Below are 13,081 nucleotides of genomic sequence, written 5' to 3' on the forward strand. Positions count from 1 at the left end.
AGGGTTGCGCTGATTGTCGGTCAAGTTGAGAATAAATAGGCGAAGCACACGGGGAAACTAACGTGAGTCAAGGATATGATTACGATTTAGTAATTATCGGCGCTGGTGTAGGCGGACATGGCGCAGCCTTACACGCCGTAAGTTGTGGTTTGAAAACAGCAATTATTGAAGCTGCTGATATGGGAGGAACCTGTGTTAATCGGGGCTGTATTCCTTCTAAAGCGCTACTGGCAGCATCTGGACGTGTGCGGGAGTTACGCAATGCTCACCACCTCAAGTCACTGGGAATTCAAATTGGTAGCGTGGAATTCGATCGCCAAGCGATCGCCAATCATGCTACCAATCTTGTTTCAAAACTTCAAGGCGACTTAACCAACAGCCTCAAACGTCTAGGAGTCGATATCATCAGAGGTTGGGGAAAAATCGCTGGGGCGCAAAAAGTTTCTGTAACCGGAGACGGCGGTGAAAAAACCATCACAGCCAAAGACATCATCCTTTCTCCTGGTTCAATTCCTTTTGTGCCTCCAGGGATTGAAGTAGATGGCAAAACTGTCTTTACCAGCGATCAAGGTGTCAAATTAGAGTCGTTACCAGACTGGGTGGCGATTATTGGTAGTGGTTACATCGGCTTAGAATTTTCTGATATTTACTCAGCTTTGGGTTGTGAAATCACCTTGATTGAAGCCCTAGATCAGTTAATGCCAGGATTTGACCGCGATATTGCCAAACTTGCCGAACGGGTGCTAATTACTCCCCGTGATATTGAAACGAAAGTCGGGATATACGCCAAAAAAGTTATCCCAGGTTCACCTGTGGTGATTGAGTTAGCAGATTTCAAAACCAAAGAAGATGTAGATGTCATCGAAGTAGATGCTTGCTTGGTGGCTACGGGGCGCATCCCGGCGACCAAAAATCTTGGTTTAGAGTCAGTGGGTGTAGAACTCGATCGGCGGAATTTTATCCCAGTAGACGATCGCATGGCAGTGCTATCAGCAGGTGAAGTCGTGCCGCATTTGTGGTCAATTGGCGATGCTAATGGGAAGATGATGTTAGCACATGCAGCTTCTGCTCAAGGCATCATCGCGGTAGAAAATATAGTTGGGAGGGAAAGAATAGTAGACTATCGCAGCATTCCCGCAGCGGCGTTTACCCACCCAGAAGTCAGCTATGTAGGCTTAACTGAAACAGCAGCTAAGGAGTTGGGACAAACCGAAGGGTTTGAAATCGCCACCAGTCGGAGTTACTTCAAAGGGAATTCCAAAGCGTTGGCAGAAAATGAAGCCGACGGTATTGCCAAGGTGATATATCGCAAAGACACCGGAGAAGTCTTAGGAGTCCACATTTTCGGACTACACGCCTCAGACTTAATTCATGAAGCGTCAGCTGCGATCGCAAACCGTCAATCTGTCCAAAGTCTCGCACATCTAGTTCATGCCCACCCGACACTTTCGGAAGTCTTGGACGAAGCTTATAAACGAGCGATCGCAATTTAGTCATTTGTTCTTAGTCATTTGTCCTTTGCTAAAAAACAAGGGCAAATGACCACCGATCAATGATTAATGACTAATGACCAATGACTAATGACTAATTATGCAAATCCGTCGCCGTTCACCTAACCCAGCTATTTCCGTGTCCATATTACGTTATCAGGCTGCCGTACCTGATGCAGCGCCAAACAATATTTTGGAAGAAATTGTCTGGCATAAAGAGGTAGAAGTTGACCAAATGCGTGAAAGGCTGCCTTTACGGGAATTGCAACATCAGGCACTCTCTGCGCCACCAACCCGTGATTTTGTTGCCGCTTTGCGTCAAGGTAAGACAAAGCCAGCATTGATTGCCGAAGTTAAAAAAGCTTCACCGAGTAAAGGCGTTTTACGAGCAGATTTTGACCCAGTAGCGATCGCCCTTTCTTATCAGCAAGCCAAAGCTAGTTGTCTTTCTGTACTAACAGATGTCAAGTTCTTTCAAGGTAGTTTTGACAATCTAGCTAAAGTTCGGGCTGCCGTAGATTTACCTTTACTATGCAAAGAGTTTGTCATTTATCCTTACCAGATGTACTTAGCGCGGGTTCAGGGTGCAGATGCGATTTTGTTGATTGCAGCGATCCTGAGCGATCAAGATTTGCAATACTTTCTGAAAATTGCTAACAACCTGAAAATGGCAGCCTTGATTGAAGTCCATAGCTTGGCAGAACTTGACCGTGTGTTAGCCTTAGATGGAGTCTCCTTGGTAGGAATCAATAATCGCAATTTGGAAGATTTCTCTGTTGATCTGCAAACTACTTGCCAACTTTTGGCTGCAAGGGGTAGACAATTGCAAGAGAAAAATATCCTTGTTGTCAGCGAGTCAGGACTACACAACCCAGAAGATTTGAGTTTAGTGCTGACAGCAGGTGCATCTGCTGTACTCATTGGAGAATCTTTGGTAAAACAACCAGATCCCGGCGCTGCGATCGCCCATATATTACCGAGGAATTTTTGAAAGAAACACCCCACCTGCCCTAAAAGGCGCACGGCAACTGCACATAATAGTTGAATAATTGGGCACACTATGCGTATACACGCAGCACTTTGCCATCAAATATCATCAATATCTTTGCCAAATCTTCATTGCTAATCAAATCAAAGCCATAAGTAACTAGTTATTTATTATGTAACAATTTATTAACAAGATACAAACTGTAACTAATACAAAATCCCAAATATGAAATCAAAATTGAACTTCATGGAGCAAATTCCTCTACCTTCACCTATTCACTACGAACTTATACTTCAACTCTTAGAAAGACAAACTATGTTAGCAGTCAATGATAACCCAGATTTACGGCATCAGGTGAATCAGCTAATTATTACTCTCCGTAAAGCTGCTGTACAGCAAAAGCGACTAGAAGAAATTTGCGAGTTTTCCTCTGTAACTATCGATCACCGTTGGTCAATCAACCATCATAACGATAGCAAAGTTGTTGCCCCCGATTGAAAAAAATTGTCATCTTTATAAGATTTTAGTTCTGAGAAAGTTCATCTTGATTTAGACAAAACTGTAGATCAGTTAAAATAAAATATTGATGAGATTCTCTCTCGAATTTGACGAAAGATGAAATACAACAGCATTGATGAACTCCTCAGAAATAATCAGGCTTGGGTTGCCGAAAAACTAGCTCTAGATCCAACTTACTTTCAAGAATTATCTAGTGGACAAACACCACCTTTTCTATACATCGGGTGTTCTGATAGTCGTCTAGCATTAACAAAGTTTACCCGTACAGAACCAGGAGAGTTATTTGTACATCGTAATATTGCCAATCAAGTCTCTCTAACGGATATAAACTTTTTAGCCATTTTAGAATACGCAATTTTACACCTGAAAGTGGAACACATTATCGTTTGTGGTCACTACGATTGCGGAGGAATTAAGACAGCTTTAGAAGGGAGAACTATCGGAATTCTTGATAACTGGGTAAATCCGATTCGGGAACTATATTTAGAGAAACAAGAAGAAATTGATGCCTTGCCAACAAGAGAAGAACGTCTGAATCGCTTGGCAGAAATCAATGTTGTGGCGCAAGTGAAAAATATTTACCAAACTTCCATCATGCGTCAGGTACTTTATGAGCGAAAAGCGCCTATGGTTCATGGCTGGGTACTAGATATACGCACTGGTTTAATCAAAGATTTAAACGTTTCAACTGTGCAATGGCAATTGCACATCTGCCCCTTGCTTCTAGAGTTTAGACTCTATGCCATGTTAAAAAGTTAGAGTTAATTCGGTATTTTCCGCCACACAAAAGCTTATATTAGAGACTCGATAAATATTGTTTTTACAACTTTTATTTAGATATCGGGTTTTCTGGGGTATTGTCTATGTATATTCTAAAAATAAAGTAGTATTCTTAGAGATTTTTATTTAATTAAAATTACGAATACAAAGTAGTTAATTTCATGAACTTTTTTGTAGAGGCAATTCATGAATTGCCTCTAGAATAATCACTAACACAGATATTGGTACGCTTAACCTACTTCTTCTACAAAAAATTATTTCTTAGCAATTATCCATACTGCATGAATAATCCCAGGAATGTAACCAAACAGCGTCAAAAGTATATTAATCCAAAAGTCTATACCAAAACCTACTTGTAAAAAAACTCCCAAAGGCGGCAGGAAAATGGCACACAGAATCCGAACTAAATCCATTTAAACCTCCTGTTCATCTCAAAAAAGACAGCTAGTTGGCAAACTAATTTACCACTGTTCAAGCATATTTGTACCTCTCAAAGATAACATTCACTCTCTTAATCTAGATAGCGGTTTAAGATACGGTAAACCGCACTCAAGATTAGCCACCGCTAATTTTGGCTTTGTAACCTAGCTTGGTCAAAATCTCGACAATTTTCTGTTTGTGTTCGCCCTGAATTTCAATTTCGTTGTCTTTAAGGGTCCCACCTGTCCCACACTGGGTTTTCAACTGCTTCACCAAATCTGCTAAGGTTTCCGGTTTCGCTTGAAAACCGCTAACAACTGTGACGGTTTTGCCTTTGCGTCCTTTGCGGGAAGCCTGTACTTTCAGATTTTGTTGTTGTGGGGGCAGTTCTGGAATTGGTCTTTCTGTGGCGGCGGAGTTATCGTTGCCAAATTCGCGGTAGACAAAGCTTTTGTTAGAAGATTGAGAATTGGAAGAAGCCATAAAATGAATATTTAAAAAAATTTCAAAGGCAGTGGAAACTTCCACGCAACCATTCTGCTGGGATATCAATTTCTAGGCTAACATTAGACAATCCATACATTATAACCAAACTGACGTAATACTTGAACTAATTTTTCCTTCTGTGGAAAGTAGATTCAAATGGTTGAACTGATTCAGAAAAATGGCTTGTCTATATCTATAATTAAATATAATCTTACCTAAACCATCTCAAACTCTAATTGATGACTCTTGAGAAAATCATGGGTGAAATGATCCACCATATTTGTATCAGCTAGTTCCAAATTATAAAAATCCACAGCTTCATGGTCAAAATGGGGCCCAGCGTGCCAAGTACCCTCATGTAGCTTGATAAAACAATTCCCCGGAATGCGGAAAGCAGCAATCTCTTCTAATGCTGGTTCATTCACATCATTATGAGGAGGACAAACTGCAATTAACCAATCCTTCCCTTCCAAAGAACCCAGACATTGAGTGCATTGCACATGGCGAGTAATTTTGTGGAACTTTCGCCCTATCTTCTCCAAGCGCATAACATAAAATCGTGGAATCCCGTTTTGCAGGTTTAACTGGGCATCTTCCCCATCGTAAGTTTTGCCATCAAGACTTGCAAAAATTACCTGTCCATAACGCCGAAAGTTTTCAGAAGTCACCCATTGTACCTGCAATTGTTGCACTGTCTTTGGTGTACTCATATCAAATCTTTAAGAGAGATTATTTAGGTTTATTTTCCCCCAGAATGACTGAATTTTATACAGCCATTATGGTGATTTCCTAAGTTTCAATGTCTTAAAATTATGAAAAAATAACCTTAGCTAGCTAGATAACTACGTACTTGTTCCTTTTGGCGTCGGAGGAGACTGAGAGCTTTTTGTTCTATCTGACGCACGCGTTCTCGACTAATACCCATGCGATCGCCAATCTGTGCTAAAGAAAGTTCATAGCCATCCGTTAGACCAAAGCGCAGAGTTAATATTTCTCGCTGCTGGGGAGATAGCTTTGCCAATAAGTCTTGTAAGTCTTGGTGGAGAGATTCTTCAACGGCATAATCTTCGGGGGAAGGGCCATCATCCTCCAATATATCCTGCAATTCTGTATCTTGTTGTTCACCAACTCGTGCCTCTAGAGAGAAGGGTTGACGAGCTAAGTACAAACACTCTCGAACTTGGCTAGGTGTCAAAGATAAGGCAGTGGCAATTTCAGCAGTAGTAGGAACGCGACCCAACTGTTGAGATAATTCTCGCTGCACCCGTTTAATTTTGTTCAGTTTCTCAAAGACGTGGATAGGTAAACGAATTGTACGCCCTTGTTGAGCGATCGCCCGTGTAATTCCTTGACGAATCCACCAGTAAGCATAAGTAGAAAACTTGTAACCAAGAGCGGGATCAAATTTATCTACCCCTCGTTCTAAACCTAAAGTACCTTCTTGAATTAAATCCATAAATTCTAGGTTCCGGTGCTGGTATTTCTTTGCCACAGCTACCACTAACCGGAGATTAGCCTGAATCATTTTCTGCTTGGCCTGGTGTCCTAAATTTAGCTGTTGCTCTAGCACCTCTACACTTAACTCCACCCGATCTGCCCATTCTTGCAGCGTGGGTTCGTGGTTTAATTTCACAGCCAATTCTTCCTTAGCAGCTAATAAATTCATCATCTGCTGCACTTGTTGGGCAAAAATAACCTCTTGTTCGCGAGTCAACAAATCTACACGCCCGATCTCTTGCAGATAACTACGCACAATATCATCTGTAGCTCGAGGCTTTTTATCTGCGGCTAAACTTTTTTTCTTCGTTTTTTGAACTTCGGTATGTGGAGATGTTAAGTTGCTCATGGTTATTTGCTCCTCTGTAACCTCATCAATTTATTGGTATCAAGTCTAGATATTCAGACCCACAGCCATTTCACACTGCTAATCAATAGATATCTTGCAAAAGTGTTTAATACCCCATCCCTTAATCTCCTTCCCGCTTGCGAGGAGGGGATACAAAGCTACGCTTTGGCGGTGTGGGGTTCTTAACTTGTAATTTATGCAAGAGGTCTAATCAATTTGCAACACTGATGAATTCTGGTCTATGATACATTACAAGTTAATTGTTGGAGATAATAAACCCAAAATCAACCCACCCCTAAATAATAACATCATCACTAGTCACAAATCAATTATCTAAAGTATCATTCACATATCCTTTGAAGTAATTACATTCTTTTATCATTGATTTTTGCATATTCTAAAATCCAATTAACAATTATATTGAGCCTAGTTATCCAATGCGGTTACTGGAAAAAGTAAAAAATACTGAGCAACGATTTCATTAGATGTAATCTCATTAATTAAAAACTCATTAAATATAAAATCTCCATTTTTCACCTCATTTTTTTGTAAGACAATCTAATCATATCAAGCCAGGTACATAGCGGGCGCTCGTTAAACATGAAAGAAATAACTTCTCCTGCTCCCTCTGTTTAAATAACAGCTTTCTTTAAGAATATGGTCAAATACTTAGTAATTAGGCGTCTGATGAAATTAATTATGCGGTATCCAGAACACTTGCACAGACGCAGCACTGCTACATCTCTACATTCATTCTTACTCATATCTCTTTCCTGGGATTTAGAATGGTCAAGAAGACGCAGACATTTGTGACAATTGCACTTGTGTCATAATTCCACGCAGACATCTGCACTGGATGCGGTATTATCAATTTGATTACTGCAAGAGACATTTTGTGGACTAAAAGTACTAACAGTGGTAACATTAACATCAAGGATAATACTTGGCAAGACACCAACACCCGCGATCACCCTAATATCCTCTTAAAGCGAAAATATTTTGGTGTAAGAGTGCTTAGTTGATTGTTATGCACTATAGCTTGAAGGACAACATCCCCACTTTTTGGATAAGTCGAAAATAGTCTAAAACTCCTAATTAAGCAACATCTCACAGCTTTCTTGCTTACTAGTTTAAACTTTAAGTTGACACAACAGCATAGTTGTGAATTTATACAGATGATTGGCTTATTGCAAATATTTTTGGAAAAATCGTACTATATTAAAGTTTTAATCTAACTTTTCAACCATCATCTTAGTAGATATTGGTTAAGAAAAACATTCACCTCATTGGCGCATAACCCGACATTAATTATCTTTCCTGCTTTTCTAAGAATGTCTAATCCTTTACCATTATTGCGGGGGTCTGGATCAAGTATAGATACATATATATCATGTATCCGACGATCTTCAGCGATCGCTAAAGCACATGCAGGTGTGCGTCCATGAAAAGAACAAGGTTCAAGAGTTACATACATTTTCAAGAAGTTGAAAGCTTTGCCTTGAATCTGTTTAAGTGCGTCAGCTTCAGCATGGTATTTTCCTGGTGTTCGCGTGTATCCTTGAGCTACTATCTCTTGTCCATCTACGATCACACAACCCACTGGTGGATTCGGCAAACATTCCGGCAAAGCTTTTCTGCTTTGAGCTAAAGCAGCCAGCATAAATATTTCATCCATGTTTGAGCGTATAAATTATCTAGATAAATCACATTACCAAGAATTAGCTATCTATTGTTAAAAAAGTTCCTATATCAAAACTTAGTAACTGTCACACTAATACCAGAATCCAATTTAGGAACCTTGAGATACTCAATTGGCTCAGTACTTTGAGTCTTGGTTGGCTCCTGACATTGTTTAAAAAAAGCGCTTGGGTTATTGATGAACTCAAGCGGGTTAATTTTTTGGCATCCTCGCTCCTGCATTAGCGAAATTGATTCAGCAGTTTGTTTTGGATTATTAGTCTGTTCAATAAAATTGCTCCATCTAGCGTTAATCGTAGCTGGTTCTGTCAATAAAACTCCAGCCTGGTTGCGATCGCCTATTGTTATAGGAACATTCTCTTGGTTAGCATAGGCACTCTGACTGAGAGTGAGTGCGCTAATCACAACAGCTAAGATCATAGAAGAGGATTTCATAATTCAATCTCTCAACATTTAATGTCAGTTTAATAATTACAATTGCTTAGATACAGAAACCAAGAAATAGCAGGCTAGCTTGAGTACTTCAGATTAACACAGGTAATAATAAATATAGCTAAACTTCATTAAAAATATAGTGAATTCTAGTAAAATATGACGGAAGTTTGCCTACCTTGAACAAGTTGCTTGAGCTATTTGTCTGGTTAATTGAGATAGTAGGTGGATTTCCGCTGTCTTGTACTAGTCTGATGTAGACTAATTTCTTGCTCTAACCACGCTGTTATTTGATACTCCTTTGCTAGGCTACGTTAAATTTAAGCTGATGCCAATTTACTTACTAGCCGTTTATATTTCATGCGTGTTACCATACATATACATTTGTATTACAAAATGTAATATGCTTATACATAAAGGCAAATTAAACTGATTGTGAGTCCTTATAGGTTCAATACTCAAATCATGCAATTTTATGATTGCTAGTCCCGTATTATTCCCAAAATTGACTATTATTCAGAGCAAGAATTAATTGTTACTTAAAGTTTTGAAGTAGCTTACGTAAAGATTCATCCAGTCTTTATAAGTATCTGTTTTCACTGTCCAAAGCCTACCTCCGAAGTGCTTCCATTCCTTATAGGCTGGCACAATTGTTCTATTCCTTGCGAGTAAGGAATTAACTCCTCTTGTCTTTTCAAAATCAGCAAACCGAGAGTGAATATATTAGTATATTGTATGAATTTTTTGTAAAGTTATCAAATTCCGTGTTCTTACATAATATGATAGTGATTGTTAGTTTACTAATCAATACTTGCATTAGTAGTAACATAAAACGAAGTTAACCAAAATTAATCCTCAAAAATGGAAAGCGACTAAATCAGGGATAAAATTGTAAGTTATCCTGTTTTTGCTGTCAGTAGAATGTCAATCTAAGTTAAAGTTGCGATTTGCAAAACTATTAGTTAACTTCAGATATTGAAGAACCTCAGCAACAACGTATTAGCTAACGATCAACGCAAATATTAATATCGCAAAGTAGAGTACAGTAGTACTGTAGTCCAAAATTCCGAGAAGAATCTGCTGTAAGTAAATAGTCTTTTTTATAAAACTTTACATAATATTATGACGATGGAATCTTTACCAAACTTTGAAGAAGTAAATATTCAGAAATACTTAGAAGTTCTTCAACGGCGTTGGCTACCTCTAGTTGGAATTTTCGCCATATCTGTTAGCCTTGGATGCTTGTATGCATTTTCACTAAAACCTTCATACAAGGCAGAAGGTAGTTTGATGATTAAAACAAATCGCTCTTCCTCACTCACGGGTTTATCGGATGATATAGGACGCCTAGAAGCTTTGAATGTGAACGACAATCCCTTGGAAACTCAAGTGAGAGTTATTGGATCAAATCCAGTAATTGAGAAAACGATTAATTCCTTAAATCTTAAAGATAGTCAAGGCAAACTGCTCTCGATTCCCGACTTGGCAAAACAACTAAAAATAGAAGGAATTAAAGGCACTGATGTTGTACAACTTTCTTATAAAGGTGGTGATCCAGAACTAGCTGCCAAAATCGTCAATGAAGTTATTGACAGTTATATCGATCTAAATATCAAGGCTAATCAGAATGAAGCGCGGACAGCTAAACAGGTTCTCGTAACGGAAGTACCTAAAGCTGAGGAAGTTGTCAGAAGAGCCGAATCAAAACTGCGGCTATTTAAAGAAACGAATAAAGTTGTTGTCCTAGAACAAGAAGCAGCCGCAGCAGTCGATACAATTTCTAAGTTAGGAAACCAAATTTCTCAAGCTTTAGCTCAACTAGATGATGTGAAGGGTCGTCTAGAACAGTTAAGCAGTGAAGCTCAGGTAGATTCACGGCAAGGTGTAATCGAATCTGAATTGAGTCAAGCACCTGGAGTTCAGAAAGTGCTAGCCCAACTTCAAGAAACAGAAAGCCAACTTGCACTAGAGCGTACCCGTTTTTCACCTGAACACCCTACAATTACTAACTTAGAAGAAAAAGTTGCAGCTCTTAACAACTTGCTAAAAGAGCGGACAGGACAAGTAGCGGGTAAAGCGCAGATAACACAGGGAAGTTTACAGGTTGGACAACTGCGACAAAGCCTAATTGCAGATATTACTCGTGCTCAGGCAGAACGCGTTGGTCTGGAGAGACAAATTGCCACACTCAAACAACAACAAAATGCCTACATCAAACGAGCAAATAATTTGCCAAGGTTAGAACAGAGTCAACGAGAGCTAGAACGGAAACTGCAAGCAGCTCAAACGACTTACGAAACACTCTTAAAGAAACGCCAAGAGATTGATATTGCACAGAACCAAAAGATTCCTAATGCTCGTGTTATTTCCTATGCTTTAACCCCTGATAAAGCAGAAGGGCCTCGGAAAATGCTGTTTATTGTTGGTGGAGCGGGAGTTGGTTTTTTCTTAGGTATCATTGTCGCTTTTACTTTAGACTTGATAGACCGCTCGGTGAAGACCGTCAAAGAAGCCAAAGAAGTCTTGAGATACAGTGTTTTAGGAGTAATTCCTACACAAGCTAGAAATGGTAAAGATCATTCTTCTATAGCAGGACTGGATAGAGCTATTCCCAAAATTATTGGCAGAGATATTCCTTACTTCCCTGTTGGCAATGCATATCAAATACTACAAGTGAACTTGAAGTTCCTCTGTTCTGATAAACCGCTCAAAAGCATTGTAATTACAAGTTCCGTTGCCAAAGAAGGAAAGTCTGACGTATCTGCAAACTTAGCTGTAACTATGGCTCAGGCGGGGCGTAGGGTGTTGTTGGTGGATGCAGATATGCGTCATCCCATACAGCATCATATCTGGGGGCTAACAAATACAATGGGACTAAGTAATGTCATAATTAATCAAGCTTCTTTAGATACAGTTGTTCAGGAAGTAATGCCTAATTTGGAAGTTCTTACTTCTGGAGTTTTGCCTCCCAATCCAGTGGCAATGCTAGATTCTCAACGTATGGCAACATTAATTAGTAACTTTGGGAGAGATTATGATCTTGTAATTTTTGATACTCCACCATTGTCAGGAATAGCAGATGCTGCTGTTTTAAGCACCTTGACTGACGGTATCTTATTAGTTGTTCGTCCTGGAGTGGTTGACTTGAACAGTGCAAATGCAGCTAAAGAGTTTTTAACTCAGTCAGGTCAGAAGGTATTAGGGATAGTCATCAATGGTGTGAATACTAAAAATGAACCTAATAATTATTTTTATGACACTAAAAAACGACAAATTGAACAAGATTTGGTATCTAGCAGCTTAACTAAATTTCGCAAAGAGCGTTAAGTTCTCTTATAAATTGTGAAAGCTACCATCACTACAACCATCTAAACCAAATTTTTTGACTGTAGGAATAATGGATAAAACTAAAATTAAAACTTCCTGTTTAATTAATAATTACAATTATGCTGAATTTCTCTGTGAGGCAATTGATAGCGCTTTAAATCAGACAGTTAAATTTGATGAGATTATCATTGTTGATGACGCATCTACAGATAATTCTGCGGAAGTTATCAATAAATTTACTCAAGTAACTAATGTTAAATCTATCTTGAAAGAAAAAAACCAAGGACAATTATCATCTTTTAATGAAGGTTTTTTAGCTGCTACTGGTGACATTATATTTTTTTTAGATGCCGATGATATTTATGAACCTCAGTATTTAGAAAATGCCCTAAATTTTTATAATAGACGCAGTGAATGTGATTTTATATTTTGTGCGTATAGAAAATTTGGAGCAGTACAAGGGACATTTCAAGACGATACAGTTGATTTAGATTTGGGTTATTCAGTAATTAGAACTTTATATAATGGTGAATGGATTGGTTCCATAACTTCAACATTATCAATACGTAGAGAGATAGTCAGAAAATTTTTACCTATTCCAAATATAGAAGATTGGCGTACAAGGGCTGATGACTGTTTGGTGTGGGGAGCTTCTTTGGTGGGGGCTAAAAAGTTTTATATGTCTAAACCTTTAGTGATGTATAGAATACATAAGAATAATCAGTATCATAATAAGAACTTTTTAGATGTAGACAAAAACTATGAATATAAAAGATTCTGGAAACGCAATTCCCTCTTTAATTACATTCTGCAAAAAAATAATTTTAGCTCCCCATTATTCTTAGCTTTCACATCTATAAATGAGCTACAAACAATACCATGCCCAAAATATCAAGATTTTGTTACTTATTTGAAAATAATATTTTTATTCGAGCATAGTTTTTATTGGAAAATAAAGGGTATTATTTTCTTATTTAGCTATTTTTTGAAAATTTTGATTAGTGGTAAATTAAAACCCTTGTAGGTGATAAATAATGTGAGTTACTGAATAAATGTATTTGAGAAAATGAAAAAGTTGCACGAGCGAGATTGATA

General features: G+C 38.5%; 12 protein-coding genes. 6 read left to right on the forward strand and 6 right to left on the reverse strand.

The genetic code is table 11. The features are described from left to right. Positions 1 to 62 precede the first annotated feature (62 nt). The 4 genes from lpdA to HWQ40_RS28460 all read left to right on the forward strand — a co-directional run bounded on the left by lpdA (position 63) and on the right by HWQ40_RS28460 (position 3,756). On the forward strand, positions 63 to 1,493 hold the full coding sequence (lpdA, locus tag HWQ40_RS28445) for a dihydrolipoyl dehydrogenase (protein WP_292784877.1): 1,431 nt from the start codon (positions 63 to 65) through the stop codon (positions 1,491 to 1,493). A gap of 97 nt (positions 1,494 to 1,590) precedes the next feature. Then, the gene (gene trpC, locus HWQ40_RS28450) at positions 1,591 to 2,481 is read left to right on the forward strand and encodes an indole-3-glycerol phosphate synthase TrpC (protein WP_292784880.1); all 891 of its coding nucleotides are present in this window, start codon (positions 1,591 to 1,593) and stop codon (positions 2,479 to 2,481) included. Positions 2,482 to 2,724: 243 nt separating this feature from the next. Further along, entirely contained in the window at positions 2,725 to 2,976 is a 252-nt protein-coding gene (locus tag HWQ40_RS28455) for a DUF5340 domain-containing protein (RefSeq protein WP_069072137.1), read from the forward strand. 117 nt (positions 2,977 to 3,093) lie between these two features. Further along, positions 3,094 to 3,756, forward strand: a complete 663-nt coding sequence (locus tag HWQ40_RS28460) for a carbonic anhydrase (RefSeq protein WP_292784883.1) — start codon at positions 3,094 to 3,096, stop codon at positions 3,754 to 3,756. A gap of 275 nt (positions 3,757 to 4,031) precedes the next feature. Here the strand turns inward: HWQ40_RS28460 and HWQ40_RS28465 are convergent, their stop codons facing one another. The 6 genes from HWQ40_RS28465 to HWQ40_RS28490 form a co-directional block, all read right to left on the reverse strand. Further along, a complete protein-coding gene (locus HWQ40_RS28465; RefSeq protein ID WP_179065728.1) occupies positions 4,032 to 4,190 on the reverse strand; it encodes a YqaE/Pmp3 family membrane protein in 159 nt (52 codons plus the stop codon). A gap of 142 nt (positions 4,191 to 4,332) precedes the next feature. Beyond that, positions 4,333 to 4,680 carry a translation initiation factor gene (locus HWQ40_RS28470; RefSeq protein ID WP_292784886.1) on the reverse strand — a complete coding sequence of 116 codons (348 nt, stop codon included), beginning with the start codon at positions 4,678 to 4,680 and terminating at the stop codon, positions 4,333 to 4,335. 218 nt (positions 4,681 to 4,898) lie between these two features. Beyond that, a complete protein-coding gene (locus tag HWQ40_RS28475) occupies positions 4,899 to 5,393 on the reverse strand; it encodes an ureidoglycolate lyase (protein WP_292784889.1) in 495 nt (164 codons plus the stop codon). A gap of 116 nt (positions 5,394 to 5,509) precedes the next feature. Beyond that, a complete protein-coding gene (locus HWQ40_RS28480; protein WP_292784891.1) occupies positions 5,510 to 6,529 on the reverse strand; it encodes an RpoD/SigA family RNA polymerase sigma factor in 1,020 nt (339 codons plus the stop codon). Positions 6,530 to 7,775: 1,246 nt separating this feature from the next. Then, positions 7,776 to 8,204 (reverse strand): deaminase, encoded by a 429-nt coding sequence (locus HWQ40_RS28485; protein ID WP_292784894.1) that lies wholly within the window; start codon positions 8,202 to 8,204, stop codon positions 7,776 to 7,778. Positions 8,205 to 8,278: 74 nt separating this feature from the next. Continuing rightward, the gene (locus HWQ40_RS28490) at positions 8,279 to 8,662 is read right to left on the reverse strand and encodes a hypothetical protein (protein ID WP_292784896.1); all 384 of its coding nucleotides are present in this window, start codon (positions 8,660 to 8,662) and stop codon (positions 8,279 to 8,281) included. A gap of 1,119 nt (positions 8,663 to 9,781) precedes the next feature. Between HWQ40_RS28490 and HWQ40_RS28495 the strand changes: the two genes are divergently transcribed. Together HWQ40_RS28495 and HWQ40_RS28500 are read left to right on the forward strand one after the other, a co-directional pair. Then, positions 9,782 to 11,986, forward strand: a complete 2,205-nt coding sequence (locus tag HWQ40_RS28495) for a polysaccharide biosynthesis tyrosine autokinase (RefSeq protein WP_292784898.1) — start codon at positions 9,782 to 9,784, stop codon at positions 11,984 to 11,986. Between the two features lie 70 nt (positions 11,987 to 12,056). Beyond that, positions 12,057 to 13,010 (forward strand): glycosyltransferase family 2 protein, encoded by a 954-nt coding sequence (locus tag HWQ40_RS28500; protein WP_292784900.1) that lies wholly within the window; start codon positions 12,057 to 12,059, stop codon positions 13,008 to 13,010. Positions 13,011 to 13,081 lie beyond the last annotated feature (71 nt).

Origin of the sequence: Nostoc sp. NMS9 (assembly GCF_017114995.1) — a bacterium.
Taxonomy (GTDB): domain Bacteria; phylum Cyanobacteriota; class Cyanobacteriia; order Cyanobacteriales; family Nostocaceae; genus Nostoc.

What these genes read in the sequence shown, in the direction of transcription:
- trpC (WP_292784880.1), top strand. Translation starts at nt 1,591, where the DNA reads ATGCAAATCCGTCGCCGTTCACCTAACCCAGCTATTTCCGTGTCCATA.
- HWQ40_RS28455 (WP_069072137.1), top strand. Translation starts at nt 2,725, where the DNA reads ATGGAGCAAATTCCTCTACCTTCACCTATTCACTACGAACTTATACTT.
- HWQ40_RS28460 (WP_292784883.1), top strand. Translation starts at nt 3,094, where the DNA reads ATGAAATACAACAGCATTGATGAACTCCTCAGAAATAATCAGGCTTGG.
- HWQ40_RS28465 (WP_179065728.1), bottom strand. Translation starts at nt 4,190, where the DNA reads ATGGATTTAGTTCGGATTCTGTGTGCCATTTTCCTGCCGCCTTTGGGA.
- HWQ40_RS28470 (WP_292784886.1), bottom strand. Translation starts at nt 4,680, where the DNA reads ATGGCTTCTTCCAATTCTCAATCTTCTAACAAAAGCTTTGTCTACCGC.
- HWQ40_RS28475 (WP_292784889.1), bottom strand. Translation starts at nt 5,393, where the DNA reads ATGAGTACACCAAAGACAGTGCAACAATTGCAGGTACAATGGGTGACT.
- HWQ40_RS28480 (WP_292784891.1), bottom strand. Translation starts at nt 6,529, where the DNA reads ATGAGCAACTTAACATCTCCACATACCGAAGTTCAAAAAACGAAGAAA.
- HWQ40_RS28485 (WP_292784894.1), bottom strand. Translation starts at nt 8,204, where the DNA reads ATGGATGAAATATTTATGCTGGCTGCTTTAGCTCAAAGCAGAAAAGCT.
- HWQ40_RS28490 (WP_292784896.1), bottom strand. Translation starts at nt 8,662, where the DNA reads ATGAAATCCTCTTCTATGATCTTAGCTGTTGTGATTAGCGCACTCACT.
- HWQ40_RS28495 (WP_292784898.1), top strand. Translation starts at nt 9,782, where the DNA reads ATGACGATGGAATCTTTACCAAACTTTGAAGAAGTAAATATTCAGAAA.
- HWQ40_RS28500 (WP_292784900.1), top strand. Translation starts at nt 12,057, where the DNA reads ATGGATAAAACTAAAATTAAAACTTCCTGTTTAATTAATAATTACAAT.